Below are 17,239 nucleotides of genomic sequence, written 5' to 3'. Positions count from 1 at the left end.
GATACCCAGACCGGGCTCGCGGCCTTCGGGTCGCGGGTGTGCGACTGGTTCACGCACCGCTTGCCGGACGCGGCACCCGACGCCTCCCCAACGCAGCGCCTGGCCCTGCTCGCCCTGCTCGCCCGGCTCTTTCCGGGCTGTCTGGGGAACAAGTCCCCACTCGACCCGCTCGCCGTCATCCAATTCGAGCTGGGCCTGTTGGCCGCGCTGCCGCCCTTCGTGCCCGCGGATCTGGGCCCCGCCGATTGGCCGGTGACCATCCAGCAGCCGCTCGATGAACTCGTCGCGGTCGAGGGGCGCACCGGGCAGGTCGAGCTGCACTGCCTGGTGACGGTGATGGAGTCCTTCCTGCACACCCATTTCGTGGTGCAGGCCAGTCAATGCGCTTGGGGCGCCCTGCGACACGCGGGCGACCCCGGCGACGCCCGGCTGGGTGCGGGCACGGCCTTGCTGCAATGCCTGCGCACCAAAAAGTGCTTCGGCCTCACAGACTGGCTCGACTGGGCCGCGCTGCTCTCCACCGCCAACGCCGAGCACGCCGCTTTGGGCGCCCCGTCCGCCTTCCCGGCGCTCGACGCCATCCTGGAGCCGACGCGCATCACGCCGCAGCTCCCGCCCCAGGTCGCCGGGCGCTGGCGCCTGCGCCCGGATGAGCGCGGGACGCGCTGGGTCAAGTCCGGGGGCGCGGTCTACGACGGCCTGCGCTTCTGGTGCGTCGACCTGGTGCACGCCCATCAGCGCCGGCTCGACCTGCTACCGGTCACGCCGGGGCTCCTCACCCTGCTGCGCTACCTGATCTGGCTCTTTGACCCTTACCGCGGCCTCCACCTGGCCCTCATCGGCATCACCCCGGGCACCGCCGGGCCGGTCCCCGACGTGCGCGCCGTCTGGGAGGGCGCGACCCTCTACAGCGCCGCCAGCGCCCTGCACGGCCCCAAGGTGGATGCGCGCTTCAACCGTCCGCCCCTGCCCGGCGGCCCGCGCCCCTGCCCGGCGGCCCGCGCCCCCGGTCGCCGGCCCCGTCCCACCCGTGCGGCAATGCCAACCTCGACAGCGCCCTGCGCGACAGCGTCGACGCCCTGGCGCACGACCGGGAGCGGCGCTTCGGCTTCGATCTGGGCGCCCAGGGGTAGGCCGCCGCGCCGGCCGCGGCGCCCAGCCGCTACCCGGACCAGGAGGCCCTGGTCCAGCGGCTCCTGGCCGCCAGCGTCCCGCGCGCAGACGCGCTCGCGGGCATCCGTCGCGCCGCCCTGGCCAGCCCCCACCGGCGCCTGCTCCTCACCGGCTGCTCCGGCATCGGCAAGAGCGTGCTGCTCGCCCAACTGTACCGGCAGCTTGCCGGGCGGGCGGTCTATTTCAGCATGGACCAGCCGCCGCCCCTGGCCGCCGAGCCCGCGGCCCTCACCGGTCCGGGCGCCGGGGCCGAGTCCCTGGGGCCGCCGGTGCGCACCCACACCCTGGCCGGGTTCTGCCGCCTGGCCGACCGGCCAGGGCCGAGCGGGCTGCGCGGTCGGGAGGACGCCCGCCGCGAGCTCGCCGACTGCCTGGCCGCGCTCGCGGCGCAGGACCCGGCCCCGGTCTGGCTGCTGCTGGACGGGCTCAACCAGGCAGCCGACGCCAATGAGTTGCTCGACGGACTGCCCGAACCGCTGCCCGCCAACGTGCGCCTGGTGGCGAGCACCCAGGACATCCCCTTCGTCATCGCCAACGCCACGGCCGCGGGCACCCGCCCCTGGACGGCACTGCCCGCCGCCACCCTGGAAGACAATTGCGCCCGCGCCCTGCTCGCCGCCGCCTGGGGCGACGCCCCGGCGCCCGCGATCCCGGCGGACCTGCTGCAGGTCCTGCTCGCGCGGAGCCAACGTCTGCCGGTCTTCCTCCAACCCTGGGGCCAGTGGCTGCACGCCCTGTGGGAGATGCAGGGCGGCAATTGGACCGCGGTCGCCGCGCTGGTCGCCAAGGCCCCCCATGACCCCTTCCCGGACGGCTATCGCGATCGGCTCGATCAGGCACTCGCCGGCCACCGGCCCGCCTGGCTCCCGGCGGCGGCCCTGACGGTGCTGGCCCTGGTCGGACAACCGCTGTCCGCCGCCCAGGTGGCGCGCGGGCTGCGCCTCCTGTACCCGCACCTGGACGCCGGCGACGCCTTTCCCGCCCCCTGGCTGCACGAGCTGGCCGGGTCCTACATGAACCGCGGCAACGCCCATTGGGGCAAAGGCGACCAGGACGCGGCACTCGGCGACTACCGGCGCGCCATCGCGCTCTGGGACGGCCTGCGCGGCACCCTCGGCGGGCGTTTCCCGGCGGACTGGGCGACCTGGCACGAGCGGACCCAGGCCAACTAAGAGGCCCTGCTCGCCGCTCCCCGCCGCTGACTCTGGGCCGCCCAGGGCCTGGACCGCCCGCCCCGCGCCTGGTCCGCCGCCCGGCCCGAGACCGCGACCCCTGACTGGTCCCCGGCCCCGCCCTGCGTCGGACCCTGGCGGGCCAGGACCGGGGACGCGGCCGCGCCGCTGCTGGACGCCCTGGCCTCCCTGCTGCGCCCGCGGGCCGAGCCGACCCATGCCGCGGTCCTGGCCGACGGGGTCAGTGCCCTGCGCACCCTGGCGCCCTCCTGCTATCACGGCTGGCAACTCTGCGAGGCACGGGTGCGCTGCGCGGGCCAGGACGGCCCGCTCGCCTTCCTGGTCGCGGACACCGGCGCACTGCTGATCGCGGGCGAGGGCGCGGCCATCCAGGCCTTCAACCAGGCCGTCGGGCTCGCACTCCCCGGCCCCGCGTCCGCCATCGACTAGGCGCGCCTCTTCTGCTCCCTGCAGCGCGCGCCGGCCGGCCGTCTCCAGGTCATCGAATCCGCCGACCGGATCGCCCGGCGAGCGGACGCCGACCCGGCACTGGTCCAGCGGGTCGCGTCCGCCCTCCACCCGGTCCGCCACACCGGCACCGACGGCGACGCCTTCGCCCTGGAGGCCTGCATCCTCTATGGCTCCAACCTGATCTGCGCTCGCCTCAAGGTCCACCCCGGCGACCAGGTGGAGATACCCGAGGGCACCCCCATCGCCGACGATCTGCCGGTGTACCCGGAGCGCTTTGAAGGCGCGCTGCGCTTCCAATCCGATGCGCCCGGGTAGGGCTGGACAGGATGGCATTTGCCATGAACGTCGGGCCGGGACCCGGTGGGAGCGGCTTTAGCCGCGACGGCACCTCACAGGTTGTTGCAGCCTCGTCGCGGCTGAAGCCGCTCCCACGGCGCACAGCAATTCCAAATTTGAGGATACGTCGGGCCACGGCACGTAGGCTGCCATCCTCATCCGGCTCGGGGCTGCGTTGAGGCACGATTGCAAGAACCGAGCAGAGCCCCGAAGGGGCATGACATACCAGCCCAGGGCGTTGCCCTGGGCTGGTATATATCGCCCCGTTGGGGCTTTGACCGGTGCCGAGCGCGCCGCGTCCGCTGGAGGGCGTTGCTAGGGTCAACCCCGGTAACGGCGGGTCGCCAAATTTGGAATTGCTGCACGGCCTTCGCGTCACTTGACGATGCCGGCTAAGGTCTGGATACTGTCCGGCTTTATCCGACGAACACCAACAGGCGGTCCGGTCTCCATGGGAGGGCGACAGAGTACAAAGTTCCCCGATGGTGCCCCGGCTGGCGGCGCGGGCGACGCCGTGTCCGATCCGGTGACGGAGTCAGCGACCGGCTCGGATTGTCTCGTGCGGATTCGTGGTTTGAGTTTTTCCCGTGGTGCGCAGGTGATCTTCGACCAAGTGGACCTGGATATCCGGCGCGGCGCGGTGACCGCCGTGATGGGCCCGAGCGGCACCGGCAAGACCACCCTGCTCAAGCTGATCAGCGGCCAGTTGCGCCCGGATGCCGGCTCGATCGAGGTCGACGGTGAGCCGGTGGAGACGCTGGGCCGGTCCGCGCTGTATCAGTTGCGCCGCCGCATGGGGATGCTGTTCCAGAGCGGCGCTCTGCTGACCGATCTCAACGTCTTTGATAACGTAGCCTATCCGCTGCGTGAGCACACCAAGCTGAATCCGGCCATGGTGCGCAAACTGGTGCTGCTGAAGTTGGAGGCCGTCGGGTTGCGTGGTGCCCGGGACCTGATGCCGAGCGCGCTCTCGGGTGGCATGGCCAGGCGCGTGGCCCTGGCCCGCGCGATTGCCCTGGACCCGATGATGATCCTCTATGACGAGCCCTTCACCGGCCAGGACCCCATCTCCATGGGGGTGCTGGTGACCCTGATCCGTCAGCTCAACGACGCGAGCGGGCTGACCAGCATCGTCGTCTCCCACGATGTGTGTGAGACCGCGAGCATCGCGGACTATATCTATGTGATTTCCAACGGCCAGGTGATGGCCCAGGGGACCCCGGCCGAGATCGCGGCGGAGCGCTCGGCGTGGGTGCGCCAGTTCATGGATGGCCTGCCGGATGGTCCGGTCCATTTCCAGTACCCGGCGCCCAGTCTGGCGGACGACCTGTTGGTCCGGAAGGTGGCTTAGATGGCGAACAAGGCCCGCGCCCTGATGGATGGACTACTCGACCCGTTGGCCCGGCTCGGGCACAGCGGGCTCAAGGCCCTGGCCGGGTTGGGGCGGGCGCACCTGCTACTGCTCGGTATCCTGGGGGGTACTGGGGAACTGCTGCGCCGGCCCCGCCTGCTGCTCGCCCAGGTCTTCAACGTCGGGGTCCTGTCGGTCCTGATCGTGGGGGTGTCCGGCTTTTTCGTCGGCATGGTGCTGGGCTTGCAAGGATACTACGTACTGTCCCAGTTCGGCGCCAAGGAGAGCCTGGGGGTGATGGTCGCCGCCTCACTGGTGCGCGAACTGGGTCCGGTGGTCACGGCGCTCCTGGTGGCCGGCCGCGCGGGCTCCGCCCTGACCGCCGAGATCGGGCTGATGAAGGCCACTGAACAGCTCTCGGGGCTGGAGATGATGGCGGTGGACCCGGTGCGCCGTATCCTCACCCCCCGCTTCTTCGGCGGGCTGATTTCCATGCCACTCCTGGCCGCCCTGTTTAGCGCGGTGGGGGTGCTCGGCGGATATTTCGTTGGGGTCGGCCTGCTCGGCGTCGATGACGGGGCCTTCTTCGGTCAGATGCAGGCCAAGATCGACTTTCGTGAGGACGTGGTGAACGGGGTCATCAAGAGCCTGGTGTTCGGCGTGGTGGTGACCTGGATCGCGCTTTTCCAGGGGTACGACGCCACCCCGACCTCCGAGGGCGTGAGCCGGGCCACCACCCGGGCGGTGGTCCATTCCGCCCTGGCGGTGCTGGCGATTGACTTCGTCCTGACGGCCCTGATGTTCGGCAAATGAGGAGTGGGTAACTGACGTCATGGCGAAGCAGCACAGCATTGAGGTCTTGGTTGGCGCCTTCATGGCGGCGGGGTTTGTCGCCTTGTTCTTCCTGGCGATGCAGGTCAGTAACCTGAGTGCCAGCGCTGCCAGCGATGGCTATCGCGTCACCGCGCGCTTCACCAACGCCGGGAGCATCAAGGCGCGGGCCCCCGTCAGCATGGCGGGGGTGCGGGTGGGGCGGGTGGAGCAGGTGCGCCTCGACCAGAAGACCTATGAGGCGGTGGTGACCATGCGTATCGACAAGGGGGTGAACAATATTCCGGTCGATACCTTCGCGAATATCTTCACCGCCGGCCTGCTTGGCGAACAATACGTGGGCCTGCAACCCGGCGGTAGTCAGGACTCTCTGCGCGACGGCGATGAGATCACGCAGACCCAGTCGGCCCTGATCCTCGAACAGCTGATCGGTCAATTTTTATTCAAGAAGGCGGAGGAAGGCGGCAAATGATCCAGCGACGTCATGTTCTATTGCTCGCGGCCCTGTGGGCATTGGTTTGGGGCGCCGGTGTATTCGCGTCCGCGGACGACGCGACCGCGCTCGTGAAGCGGACCTCCGAGCGCATGCTCACCACCCTGGAGGCACGCCGTGCCGAGGTGAATAAGAACCCGGCGATCATCTTCGGCATGATCGACGACATCCTGGCCCCCCACTTCGATTTCGAGAAGATCACCCAGGGCGCCCTTGGCCCTCACTGGCGCGAGGCCACCCCGGCCCAGCAACAGGCCCTGACGAATGGCTTCAAGCAGGTATTGGTGCGCACCTATGCCCGTTCTCTGCTCAATTACTCCGGACAGGAGATCCGCTACCTTCCGGTAAAGCCCGGCAGTCGGGACAATACCGTGACCGTGTCCACCGAGGTACGGGCGCCCGGCGCGACGCCGATCCCGATCGACTATCGTATGTACGATAATGGGGCCGGTTGGAAGGTCTATGACGTGATCGTCAATAACGCGAGCCTAGTCAACAATTACCGCAGCAGTTTCTCCACTGAGATCCGCCAGAAGGGGATCGACGGACTGATCATCAAGCTCGGCGAGATGAACCGCAAGGGGAGCGACTCGACGGGCGGCAAAGGTCAGGGGTGAAGGTGCGCCGCACCGACAATGGCGCCGCGGCGCGCCTGATCGCGGTGGGGGAGGGGCAGGCATGGGTCGAGGGACCTTTGGACTTCTCGAGCGTGCCCGCCCTGCTGAAGGCCGGCGATCTCCTGCTGCGCCGTCCCGGTGCCTTCCGGATCGACCTGGGCGGAGTGACCGCTGCCAATAGCGCCGGCCTGGCCCTAGTGCTGGAGTGGCTGGATCTGGCGCGCTCCCGGCACCTGGACCTGCGGTTCCTCAATCTGCCGGATTCAGTGCGGCGCATCGCCGCCTTCTCCAACCTCGAGGCCCTGTTGCCAGTCGCAGAAGAAGGTACGTGAGTACGTCGCGGACGTCGATGCGCCTTGGGATGTATGTGAACTCCCCTTATCCCGTACTGGCCTTTTTCCGTACTAACGTACCTTTTTCCCGAGGTTGGACCCTGTAATGGATAAGCTTCTGATCACCGGTGGCACCCAGCTGAATGGCGAGGTGCGTGCCTCCGGCGCCAAGAATGCGGCCCTGCCCATCCTTGCCGCTACCTTGCTCGCCGAGGGTCCGGTGACTCTGACCAACGTCCCGCGCCTGCGTGACATTCGCACGACCCTGGACCTATTGGGGCGCTTGGGCGCCCACCTGACCCAGGACGAGGATGGGGTCGTGCGTGGCGAACCGTCCACTCTCACCCGCTTTGACGCGCCCTATGAGCTGGTGAAGACCATGCGCGCCTCGATCCTGGTGCTCGGGCCCCTGGTGACTCGCTACGGCCAGGCGGACGTGTCGCTGCCCGGCGGTTGTGCGATCGGCGCCCGGCCGGTGAATCTCCATATCGACGGGCTGCGGGCCATGGGTGCAGAGATCACGGTGGCGGGCGGCTACATCCGCGCCCGCGCCGATCGGCTCCACGGCGCCCGTCTGATCTTCGAGACCGTGACCGTCACCGGGACCGAGAACCTCCTGATGGCGGCGGTCCTGGCCCGCGGGGAGACGCTAATCGAGAACGCCGCCCACGAGCCCGAGGTGGCGGACCTGGCGGATTTCCTGATCGCCATGGGTGCCCGGATCGAGGGTGCCGGTACCGACCGTATCTATGTCCAAGGCGTGGACCGCCTGGGCGGGGCCAAGTTTGCGGTCATGCCCGATCGCATTGAGACCGGGACCTTTCTGGTCGGTGCCGCCATGACCGGCGGCCGGGTGCGGGTGCTCAATACCCGGCCGGACTGCCTCGAGGCGGTGCTCCAGAAGCTCAGAGAGTGCGGTGCACGGGTGGAAACCGGGCCCGATTGGATCGAGCTCGACATGCAGGGTCGACGCCCGCACGCGGTGGACATCCACACCGCCCCGTACCCGGCCTTTCCCACCGACATGCAGGCCCAGTTCTGTGCCTTGAACAGCATCGCCGATGGAGTCGGGGTGGTCGCCGAGACGGTGTTCGAGAACCGCTTCATGCATATCCCGGAACTGCAGCGGATGGGCGCGGACATCCGCATCGACGGCCACTTGGCGGTCTGTCGCGGGGTCGAGCACCTGACCGCCGCGCCGGTGATGGCCACTGATCTGCGCGCCTCCGCCGGCCTGGTGCTGGCGGGTCTGGTGGCGCAGGGGGAGACTTTGGTGGACCGTATCTATCACCTGGACCGTGGCTACGATAACATTGAGGCCAAGCTTGCGGGGCTGGGTGCCGTCATCCGCCGCACCTCCGCGACTGCGGGCGAGGTCGAGAGCGCATGATGAGCGTGATGACTGATCAGGCGGCAGGCGGGTTCGTGGAACTGGACGCGCCCCTGACCATTGCACTGTCGAAAGGCCGCATCTTCGATGCGACCCTGCCGCTGCTGGCGCAGGCCGGCATCCGGCCGCTGGACGACCCCGAGACCAGTCGTAAGTTGATCCTTCAGACCAGCAACCCGCTGGTGAAACTGGTGATCATCCGCGCCAGTGACGTGCCCACCTATTGCCAATACGGTGCGGCCGACCTGGGTGTGGCGGGTAAGGACGTGCTGCTGGAGCACGGGGGGGAGGGGCTCTACGAGCCGCTGGACCTGCGTATCGGTTGCTGTCGGCTGATGGTGGCTGGGCCGCCGCAGCCGCCGTCCCCGCCCGCGGGTCGGCTGCGCATCGCCACCAAGTACGTGAAGAGCGCTGAGCGCTACTATGCCGCCAAGGGCCAACAGGTGGAGATCATCAAGCTCTATGGCTCCATGGAGCTGGCGCCACTGGTGGGCCTGGCGGACCTGATCGTGGACCTGGTGGAAAGCGGCAATACGCTCAAGGCCAACGGCCTGGTCCCCTTGGAGCACATCGCCGACATCAGCTCCCGCCTGGTCGTCAACAAGGCCGCCTGGAAGATGAAACACGCGGCGGTGACGGCGCTGCTTGGCGTGCTGCGGCAGGCGGTGGCGGATGTTCATTGATGATTTTTGATTGATGGTTGTCTATTTTTCAATTCCCTAATCTTCAATCTGAAATGCTCATGTCCCAGATCAGACGCCTTTCCACCGCCGCCGCTGATTTCGGCGCCCAGCTCGACGCCCTGTTGGCCTGGGATGCGGCCGCCGATGCCCAGGTGCAGCAGACCGTTCACGCCATCATCGCGGACATCCGCGCACGGGGCGACGCCGCCCTGGTCGAATACACCGCGCGTTTTGATCGCTGGACCCCCGGGGGGGCTGCCGACCTGGAAGTCCCGCGTGCGCGCCTGCAACAGGCGTGGTCGGCCATCCCCGCCGGGCAGCGCCAAGCCCTGGAGCAGGCCGCCGAGCGCATCCGAGCCTACGCGCAGCATCAGGTCTTGATCTCCTGGAGCTACACCGAGGCGGACGGCACCCTCCTGGGCCAGCAGGTCTCGCCCCTGGACCGGGCCGGGCTCTATGTCCCCGGCGGCAAGGCGGCCTATCCATCTTCCGTGCTGATGAACGCCATCCCGGCCAAAGTCGCGGGGGTGGGCGAACTGATCATGGTGGTACCCACCCCCGACGGTGAGTTGAACGACTTGGTGCTGGCCGCGGCCCATATCGCTGGCGTGGACCGGGTCTTCGCCATCGGGGGCGCCCAAGCGGTCGCCGCCCTGGCCTATGGGACCGCGACCATTCCGCCGGTGGAGAAGATCGTCGGTCCCGGCAACATCTATGTGGCGACCGCCAAGCGAGCGGTGTTCGGTCAGGTGGGGATCGACATGGTTGCCGGCCCCTCCGAGATCCTGGTCCTGTGCGACGGCGGCACCGATCCGGACTGGATCGCCATGGACCTCTTCTCTCAGGCCGAGCACGACGAGGACGCCCAGGCCATTCTGGTCTCCTGGGATGCCGCCTTCCTGGACCGGGTCGCGGCCAGCATTGAGCGGCTGCTCCCGACCATGGAGCGGTGCGACATCATCGCGGTGGCGCTGCGTGAGCGCGGTGCCCTGATCCAGGCGCTGGATCTCAGCGACGCCATCGACCTGGCCAACCGGATCGCCCCCGAGCACCTGGAGCTCTCGATTGACGATCCGCAGGCGATTGTCGAGCGCATTCGTCACGCGGGCGCGATCTTCATGGGTCGCTATACCGCCGAGGCCCTGGGCGACTACTGCGCCGGTCCCAACCATGTGCTGCCCACCTCCCGCACGGCGCGCTTCTCCTCGCCACTGGGGGTCTACGACTTCCAGAAGCGCTCTAGCCTGATCATGGCCTCGCGCCCGGGTGCCGCCCAGCTCGCCAAGGTCGCCTCCATCCTGGCCCGCGGCGAGGGCCTGACCGCCCACGCCCGCTCGGCCGAGTACCGCGGTGACGGCACTGGGCCTATGGTCGGATAGGGTGTGCCGCACCCTCAGACATTGCGTCGAGCAGCGGGTAAATGGACAGGATTAACAGGATTTCGCAGGATTAACAGGATTTTCCTGCGTCTCATGCGCGGCATTTTCATCCTGTGAATCCTGAAAAATCTTGTTAATCCTGTCTCATTATTCTCCGCGGGTACGACCCGGCCTTTTTGGCAAGCGCGTGCCGCAGCGGTCCATCCGACCCGAAGTAAAGAATATGACGTCTTTGGAAAATCGAATCTCAGAACTGGTCCGCCCCGAGATCCGCGCGCTGGGCGCCTATCACGTCCCGGACTCGGCCGGTCTGATCAAGCTGGACGCCATGGAGAACCCCTATACCTGGCCCGCGGACCTCCAGTCCGAGTGGCTGGAGGTCCTGCGGGGGGTGCCCATCAACCGCTACCCGGACCCCCAAGGCCAGATCGTCCAGGATGCCTTGCGCGAGGCCATGGGCATCCCGGCAGGGCAGGGCATCCTGCTCGGTAATGGCTCGGACGAACTCATCCAACTGCTGGCGCTGACGGTGGCCGCACCCGGCCGCAAGGTCCTGTCGGTCGAGCCCGGGTTCGTCATGTACCGCATGATTGCCCTTTTCGCCGGGCTGGACTATGTGGGGGTGCCGCTTGCGCCCGCGGACTTCGCATTGGACCTGCCGGCGGTACTTGAGGCACTGGAGCGTGAGCGCCCGGCGCTGACCTATATCGCCTATCCCAACAACCCCACCGGCAACCTGTTCGATGAGGGCGCCGTCTGCCGCATCATTGAGTCCGCCCCCGGGCTCGTGATCATTGATGAGGCCTACGCCCCCTTCACCGATCACAGCTTCCTGCGGCGCCTGGGCGACTGGCCCAACCTGTTGGTCCTGCGCACCGTCTCCAAGATGGGCCTGGCGGGCCTGCGCCTGGGTTATCTGGCCGGCCCGCCCGCCTGGCTCCACGAGATCGACAAGACCCGTCTGCCCTATAACATCAACGTGTTGACCCAAGCCACCGCCGCCTTCGCGCTGCGTCATCGCGCCGTGCTGGACGCCCAGACCCAGGCCATTCGCGCTGAGCGCGGACGCCTCTTTACCGCCTTGCAAGCCATTCCCGGGGTCCAGCCCTACCCGAGCGACGCCAATTTCATCCTGCTGCGCCTGCCCGCCGGTCGCGCCGATGTGGTCTTTGCCGGGATCAAACAGCGGGGCGTTCTGGTCAAAAACCTGAACGCCGCCCACCCCAGCTTGCGCGACTGCCTGCGTGTCACGGTGGGGATGGCGCAGGAGAACGATGCCTTCCTGGCGGCCCTGGCGGCGGAGACCGCTTGATCTTGGGCTGATACGAGAGCGAGACCTTGTTATGCGCCATGTCCCTGATCCTGCCGTCGTCGCCCGCATTGCGGAGACCCTGCGCGGCGCGCGTCGCGTGCTGTTCATCACCGGCGCCGGTATTTCCGCCGATTCGGGTTTGCCGACCTATCGCGGCATCGGCGGCCTGTATAACAACCAGCTGACCGAAGAACAGTTCCCGATTGAAACCGCGCTGTCCGGGGCCATGCTGAAGGCCCGTCCGGCCATCACCTGGAAATATCTCCATCAGATCGAGCAAACCTGTCGCGGGGCGCAATTCAACGACGCCCACGCCATCATTGCGCAGTGGCAGGAGCGCTTCGAGGTCTGTGTGCTGACCCAGAATATCGACGGCTTCCACCGCGCCGCCGGCAGCCGCAATCTGATTGAGATTCACGGCGATATCCACGACCTGCTCTGCACGCGCTGCGACTATCAGACCAGTGTGCCGGATTACGCTGCGTTGACGCTGCCGCCGTCCTGTCCGCGCTGCCAGGCGCCGGTGCGCCCGCGCGTCGTTTTGTTTGGCGAGGCGCTGCCCCGGGATGCGCTGACGCATCTGTATCGGGAACTGGACCTGGGCTTTGATCTGGTATTCAGTATCGGCACCACCAGCGTCTTTCCCTACATCGCGGGTCCCGTGGTGCAGGCCAGCCAGGCGGGGATTCCCACCGTGGAAATCAATCCGACTGATACCAGCGTCACGGCGTTCGTCGACTACAAGCTGGCCGCGGGCGCGGCGGCCAGTCTGCGGGCGATTCGTGAGGCCTATGGTCAGCCCGCTTTCTGAGGGTTTGTCTGCCGTGTTGGCCCAAGGGGAAGCAGGCGAGGAGATTGTTATTACACGGCGTGGTGTCGCTATCGTGCGCATCGTGGCCGAACCCAGTGCCCGGTCCGCGCCATTCGATCTGGCCGAGTTGTTCGCCTTTGTCGATAGTCAACCAATGCATACCGGCGCAGCCGCGGGTGAATTAATCGATCAACTGCGCGCCGACGCGCGTTATTGATGCGCTACCATCTCGCGGTCTGCAAGCGCATCGGGACTCGCCTGGCCACCTTCGACGCCGGGTTAGCGGCGGCAGCGGGCCACCATGGCGTGTCGACCGATTATCTCGTTGCGTAAGACTGCTCTGCGCCTGTTCGGTGCACTCGGAGCCATTGACTCCGCGCGGGCTATTTCCCGCCATGCCGACCCGGTGTACTCTATGGCCCTCAGCGCGGTTATACCCAACCAGAGGGCCGATCCATGAGCGGCAAGTCCCGAGCGGTGATGGCGTTCATCCTATGGTGCCTGGCGGCCATGCCGGTGCAGGCCGCGGGCGGGGCTACGGCCGCGGAGATGATGCAGCGGATGGAACAGACGGAAAAAATGGACGCCAAGATGGAGATGGTCCAGCGGATGGACATGGAGGAAGAGTTGGACGCGGCCAAGACCTGCGCCGGCAAGGACCAGTTCGACTGCGCCCAGTCCAGCCTCGCCCAGGCCGAGTCGTTCGCCCAGGGTCCGGCCGACCGGGACGCCATCGCCGCCGCCCTCAGCCCCCACCGCCTGAGCAAGCTTTGTAGGCTGGGTAGAGCGCAGCGAAACCCAGCAATCAAGGCTTGACCGAAGCGCCGACGATGGGTTTCGCTGCGCTCAACCCATCCTACGGGAAGACGGCGGTGTCCCGATTGTGAATAAACCAATCTTGAAACCGCTACTGCGGTTTCAAGATCGCTCAAAGACCATCCGCCCGCCCAGCAGCGTCCAGCGTACCCGCCCTTTGAACTCCATGCCAAGGAAGGGCGTGTTGTGCCCATGGCTGACCAATGTCTCCGGGCTCAGGACCCAGGTCTCCGCCGGGTCGAAGACACAAACGTCGGCGTTGCCGCCGGGCGTGAGACGGCCCAGGTCGGGACGCAAGACCTCGGCGGGGCCGGTGGTGAGCCGGGCGATGGCGGTGGGCAGGTCCAGCATGCCTTCGGCGACCAGGCACAGCGCCAGCGGCAGCAGGGTCTCCAGGGCGGAGATGCCGGGAATGGTCTCGGGGAAGGGGGCCTGCTTGGCGTCCGCGTCGTGCGGTTGGTGGTCGGAGCACAGCGCCTGGATGGCACCCTCGGCGACGGCGACGCGCAGTGACTGCCGGTCGGCGACGGTGCGTAGCGGTGGCAGCAGGTGACAGTTGGAATTAAAGCCGTGCAGGTTGTCCTCGGTGAGGAACAACTGGTGGATGGCGCAGTCCCCGCTGGCGCGGATGCCGCGGCGGCGCGCCTCCACCAAGAGTTCCGCCCCCCGGGCGCTGGAGAGCCCGCGGAAGTGGATGCGCGCCCCGGTCTGCTCGGCGAGCGCCAGGGCGCGGGCGACGGCCACGGTCTCGGCCGCCTCCGGGATGCCGGGCAGCCCGAGCCGGGTTGAGACCGCGCCCTGGTGGGCGCAACCGCCCTCGCTCAGATCCGCATCCAGCGGTTGCAGGAAGAGGGTGAGACCAAAGGTGGAGGCATACTCGAGTGCGCGCAGCAGCACCTGGGCGTTGCGGATGGGGCGGTCGCCCTGGCTCAAGACCGGGCAACCGGCCTCCTTCAGGGCGGCCATTTCGGTGATCTGCCCGCCATCCAGTCCCCGCGTGATGGCCCCGGCGGGGAGTACGCGGGCCAGGCCGTGGCGGGCCGAGATCTGATGGACGAGTTGTGCGACCGCCGGGCTGTCGATGATCGGTTTGGTGTCCGGCGGACAGCACAGGGTGGTGATGCCGGCGGCGGCGGCGGCGCGGGTCTCGCTGGCGATGGTCGCCTTTTGCTCGTCGCCGGGCTCGCGCAGCCGGGCCGAGAGGTCCACCAGGCCTGGACAGACCACCAGCCCCCGCGCGTCGAGCGTGCGGTCCGGCTGGAAGCCGGCCGGCGCGGCGCCGATGGCCAGTACCTTTCCGTCGGCGCAGTGCAGGTCCGCCTCCCGGTCGATGCCGCTCGCCGGGTCGATCAGGCGGCCGTTGCGGATACTGATTTTCATGCTGTCAAACATCATAGGTCGCCTCTGCGCCCAGGCCGCGCAGGTTCTGGGTGCCGATGCACATGGCGATGACGGCCATGCGGATGGCGATGCCGTTGCTCACCTGCTCCAGGATGACCGAGCGCGGGCCGTCCGCCACCTGTGAATCCATCTCCACCCCGCGATTGATCGGGCCCGGGTGCATGACGATGGCGTCCGGCCGGGCGGTCGAGAGCCGTTCTTCCGTCAGCCCGTAGAGCTGGTAATACTCGTGCGCGCTCGGCAGCAATGCACCGCTCATACGCTCGCGCTGGAGCCGCAGCATGATCACCACATCCGCGTCCCGCACCCCTTCGCGCAGGTCGTGGCAGACGCGCACCCCCAAGGACTCGGCCGCATCCGGGATCAGGGTGCGCGGACCGATGACCCGGATCTCCGCCGCCCCCAGGGTATTCAGGGCGGCAATCTGGGAGCGGGCGACCCGCGAGTGCAGGATGTCCCCGACGATGGCTACGCGCAGGTGCTCAAAGCCCCCCTTGTGGCGACGGATGGTGAACATGTCCAAGAGGCCCTGGGTCGGGTGGGCGTGGCGCCCGTCCCCGGCGTTGATGACGCTCACATGGGGAGCGGCCTGTTCGGCGATGAAATGGGCGGCCCCGCTGGCGGAGTGGCGCACCACGAACATGTCGACATGCATGGCCTCAAGGTTATGCAGGGTATCGAGCAGCGTCTCGCCCTTGGAGGTGGATGAGGCGGCGATATTGAGATTGAGCACGTCCGCCGACAGCCGCTTGGCCGCCAGCTCGAAGGTGGTGCGGGTGCGGGTGCTGGTCTCGAAGAAGAGGTTGGCGATGACCTTGCCGCGGCACAGTGGGACCTTCTTCACCGCCTGCTGGGTGACGCCAGTGAATCCTTCGGCCTGGTCCAGGATGGCGGTCAGCAGCTCGCGGCTCAGTCCCTCGACGGTCAGCAGGTGCTTGAGATTGCCGGCGGCGTCCAGTTGGATGTTGGTGGCGTTCATGGGGTCCCCGGGGTCGCTGGGATCTAAGTGCTCGGCAGACCGTGTTCGGTCCGCTCGGCCGGTGGCGTCGCTGACTTGGTCGGGGCCAGGCCGCGGACCAGCGCCAGGGGCACGGGGCCGGTCAGTTTGAGCTGTTCGCCCGGTGCCAGCCGCGCATGCAGGCCCACTACATTGGGCTCGATGGGCAACTGGCGCCCACCGCGTTCTGCCAGCGCGGCGAGGATCACCGATTTGGGCCGGCCATAGTCGAACAACACGTTGAGTGCGGCGCGGATGGTGCGCCCGGTCTGCAGCACATCGTCCACCAGGATGACATGGCGGCCCTCCACCGCTGCCGGCAGGTGCGATGGGTGCACCTGGGGGTGCAGGCCGATGCGGGTGAAGTCGTCCCGGTAGAATGAAATGTCCAGGCGGCCCAGGGGGTCGCTGAGGCTGAGTGCGGCGTGCAGCCGCTCGGCGACCCAGACCCCGCCGGTATGGATGCCGACCATCAGTGGTGCGGCGATGGCGCGCTCCGCGATCAGGTTGCGTAGTTCGGCGGCCATCTCTTCGATGGCCGTGTGGATGGCCGCGGCGTCCATCCAGATGGACTGTCCGGCGGGTAGCGGGTTACGGGGTGCGTGGTTGCTCACTGAGCCAGGTTTCCAGGATCAGGGCCGCCGCCAGGGCGTCGACCGCGTGGTGATTGTCGCCTCTCGAGTGTTTGGCGCCGGGTCGTTCGGCCAACTGACGGCGGGCCTCAATGGAGGTCAGTCGCTCATCGACCAGATGGACCGGCAACCGAAAGCGTCCCTCGAGTTGGCGGGCGAAGCGATGGACGCGGGGGGACCAGGCCTCCTCCGTATCGTCCATATTGAACGGCAGCCCGACCACGGCCGCGGCTGGCTGCCATTCGCGCACCAGGGCCTCGATCCCCGCCCAATCCGGGCGTTCGCCGCGACTGCGCAGGGTCGTCAGTGCCGTGGCCGAGCCGGTGACGGTCTGGCCGACCGCAACCCCGATCTTGCGCAGGCCGAAATCGAATCCGAGCAGCGTCGGCACTAGGCGTGTCCGGCCTCGCCGCTCACCAGGTTCATGTCGATCCCCAGCAGCTTGGCGGCGGCCAGCCAGCGCGACGGCGCCTCGAGCCGGAAGATGATATGGCCGTCGGCCGGGCCGCTCAGCCAGGCGTTGGCGCTCAATTCCTGCTCCAGTTGCCCGCTGCCCCAGCCGGCATAACCCAGTGCAATCATGCACTGGGCCGGGCCCTGGCCGTCGGCGATCGCCTCCAACACGTCGCGCGAGGTGGTGACGCTGATCTCATCGTTGATGTTGAGGGTGGAGTCGAAGGTCGGGCCGGTGGTATGCAGCACGAAGCCGCGGTCGGTCTGCAGCGGCCCGCCCTGATAGATCGGCGTCTTGCGCACCGCCGTCAGCTGGGTGGAGATGTCCAACTGGGCGAGCAGCTCGCCCAGGGTGACCTCCATCGGTCGGTTGATAACGATCCCCATGGCCCCCTGGTCCGTGTGTTCGCAGACATAGGTAACCGTATGCGCGAAGTTGGGGTCGGCAAGACCCGGCATCGCGATCAGGAAGTGGTTCGTAAGTGAAGTGCTGAAGCCCATGGGACTAGTATCCCGTTCGGCGGGGGGGGAGGCAAGTCGGAAAAGGGACCAGGGTATCCCAGCCCCGTAGGGGCGGGTTTGAAACCCG

19 protein-coding genes are annotated in these 17,239 nt (G+C 67.7%); 14 read left to right on the top strand and 5 right to left on the bottom strand.

Annotated elements, in window-relative coordinates:
• The first annotated feature begins 1,181 nt into the window (after positions 1–1,181).
• From QZY44_RS25520 to QZY44_RS25455, 14 genes are all read left to right on the top strand, one after another.
• The gene (locus QZY44_RS25520; RefSeq protein WP_365305260.1) at positions 1,182–2,345 is read left to right on the top strand and encodes a tetratricopeptide repeat protein; all 1,164 of its coding nucleotides are present in this window, start codon (positions 1,182–1,184) and stop codon (positions 2,343–2,345) included.
• Between the two features lie 303 nt (positions 2,346–2,648).
• Entirely contained in the window at positions 2,649–2,795 is a 147-nt protein-coding gene (locus QZY44_RS25515; protein WP_295454780.1) for a hypothetical protein, read from the top strand.
• Between the two features lie 808 nt (positions 2,796–3,603).
• Positions 3,604–4,503 carry an ATP-binding cassette domain-containing protein gene (locus QZY44_RS25510; protein ID WP_295454778.1) on the top strand — a complete coding sequence of 300 codons (900 nt, stop codon included), beginning with the start codon at positions 3,604–3,606 and terminating at the stop codon, positions 4,501–4,503.
• Positions 4,504–5,316 (top strand): lipid asymmetry maintenance ABC transporter permease subunit MlaE, encoded by an 813-nt coding sequence (gene mlaE, locus QZY44_RS25505; protein ID WP_295454775.1) that lies wholly within the window; start codon positions 4,504–4,506, stop codon positions 5,314–5,316. It abuts the gene before it with no gap.
• Positions 5,317–5,335: 19 nt separating this feature from the next.
• Positions 5,336–5,806, top strand: coding sequence for an outer membrane lipid asymmetry maintenance protein MlaD (mlaD, locus tag QZY44_RS25500; RefSeq protein ID WP_295454773.1), 471 nt, complete (start codon positions 5,336–5,338; stop codon positions 5,804–5,806).
• Complete coding sequence (locus QZY44_RS25495; RefSeq protein WP_295454771.1) at positions 5,803–6,444, top strand: ABC transporter substrate-binding protein; 642 nt, start codon at positions 5,803–5,805, stop codon at positions 6,442–6,444. Before mlaD ends, QZY44_RS25495 begins: the two co-directional genes overlap by 4 nt.
• 2 nt (positions 6,445–6,446) lie before the next feature.
• Positions 6,447–6,776, top strand: a complete 330-nt coding sequence (locus QZY44_RS25490; protein ID WP_295454769.1) for an STAS domain-containing protein — start codon at positions 6,447–6,449, stop codon at positions 6,774–6,776.
• 106 nt (positions 6,777–6,882) lie between these two features.
• Positions 6,883–8,166, top strand: a complete 1,284-nt coding sequence (gene murA, locus QZY44_RS25485) for a UDP-N-acetylglucosamine 1-carboxyvinyltransferase (protein ID WP_295454767.1) — start codon at positions 6,883–6,885, stop codon at positions 8,164–8,166.
• Positions 8,167–8,201: 35 nt separating this feature from the next.
• A complete protein-coding gene (gene hisG / locus QZY44_RS25480; protein WP_295454828.1) occupies positions 8,202–8,849 on the top strand; it encodes an ATP phosphoribosyltransferase in 648 nt (215 codons plus the stop codon).
• 59 nt (positions 8,850–8,908) lie between these two features.
• On the top strand, positions 8,909–10,228 hold the full coding sequence (hisD, locus tag QZY44_RS25475; protein ID WP_295454765.1) for a histidinol dehydrogenase: 1,320 nt from the start codon (positions 8,909–8,911) through the stop codon (positions 10,226–10,228).
• 223 nt (positions 10,229–10,451) lie between these two features.
• Positions 10,452–11,540 carry a histidinol-phosphate transaminase gene (hisC, locus tag QZY44_RS25470; protein ID WP_295454763.1) on the top strand — a complete coding sequence of 363 codons (1,089 nt, stop codon included), beginning with the start codon at positions 10,452–10,454 and terminating at the stop codon, positions 11,538–11,540.
• A gap of 31 nt (positions 11,541–11,571) precedes the next feature.
• Positions 11,572–12,351: an NAD-dependent protein deacylase gene (locus tag QZY44_RS25465; protein ID WP_295454761.1), complete on the top strand. Its 780-nt coding sequence runs from the start codon at positions 11,572–11,574 to the stop codon at positions 12,349–12,351.
• The gene (locus QZY44_RS25460) at positions 12,332–12,568 is read left to right on the top strand and encodes a type II toxin-antitoxin system Phd/YefM family antitoxin (RefSeq protein WP_295454759.1); all 237 of its coding nucleotides are present in this window, start codon (positions 12,332–12,334) and stop codon (positions 12,566–12,568) included. Before QZY44_RS25465 ends, QZY44_RS25460 begins: the two co-directional genes overlap by 20 nt.
• A gap of 239 nt (positions 12,569–12,807) precedes the next feature.
• Positions 12,808–13,167 carry a hypothetical protein gene (locus QZY44_RS25455; RefSeq protein WP_295454757.1) on the top strand — a complete coding sequence of 120 codons (360 nt, stop codon included), beginning with the start codon at positions 12,808–12,810 and terminating at the stop codon, positions 13,165–13,167.
• A gap of 102 nt (positions 13,168–13,269) precedes the next feature.
• On the opposite strand, the gene QZY44_RS25450 is transcribed toward QZY44_RS25455, so the two are convergent.
• Genes QZY44_RS25450 through QZY44_RS25430 form a run of 5 tightly spaced genes read right to left on the bottom strand, consistent with a single transcriptional unit; the run spans position 13,270 to position 17,151 of the window.
• The gene (locus tag QZY44_RS25450; protein WP_295454826.1) at positions 13,270–14,559 is read right to left on the bottom strand and encodes a dihydroorotase; all 1,290 of its coding nucleotides are present in this window, start codon (positions 14,557–14,559) and stop codon (positions 13,270–13,272) included.
• The gene (locus QZY44_RS25445; protein ID WP_295454755.1) at positions 14,552–15,547 is read right to left on the bottom strand and encodes an aspartate carbamoyltransferase catalytic subunit; all 996 of its coding nucleotides are present in this window, start codon (positions 15,545–15,547) and stop codon (positions 14,552–14,554) included. The genes QZY44_RS25450 and QZY44_RS25445 overlap by 8 nt, the downstream gene beginning before the upstream one ends.
• Before the next feature lie 23 nt (positions 15,548–15,570).
• Positions 15,571–16,128: a bifunctional pyr operon transcriptional regulator/uracil phosphoribosyltransferase PyrR gene (gene pyrR / locus QZY44_RS25440; RefSeq protein WP_295454823.1), complete on the bottom strand. Its 558-nt coding sequence runs from the start codon at positions 16,126–16,128 to the stop codon at positions 15,571–15,573.
• A gap of 28 nt (positions 16,129–16,156) precedes the next feature.
• Positions 16,157–16,588 (bottom strand): Holliday junction resolvase RuvX, encoded by a 432-nt coding sequence (ruvX, locus tag QZY44_RS25435; RefSeq protein WP_295454753.1) that lies wholly within the window; start codon positions 16,586–16,588, stop codon positions 16,157–16,159.
• On the bottom strand, positions 16,588–17,151 hold the full coding sequence (locus tag QZY44_RS25430) for a YqgE/AlgH family protein (protein WP_295454750.1): 564 nt from the start codon (positions 17,149–17,151) through the stop codon (positions 16,588–16,590). The genes ruvX and QZY44_RS25430 overlap by 1 nt, the downstream gene beginning before the upstream one ends.
• Positions 17,152–17,239 lie beyond the last annotated feature (88 nt).

It is taken from the genome of uncultured Thiodictyon sp., from assembly GCA_903837595.1.
In the GTDB taxonomy this organism is placed as follows: domain Bacteria; phylum Pseudomonadota; class Gammaproteobacteria; order Chromatiales; family Chromatiaceae; genus Thiodictyon.
The sequence above is the reverse complement of the archived record's forward strand: the minus strand, read 5'-3'. Positions and strand labels throughout refer to the sequence as shown.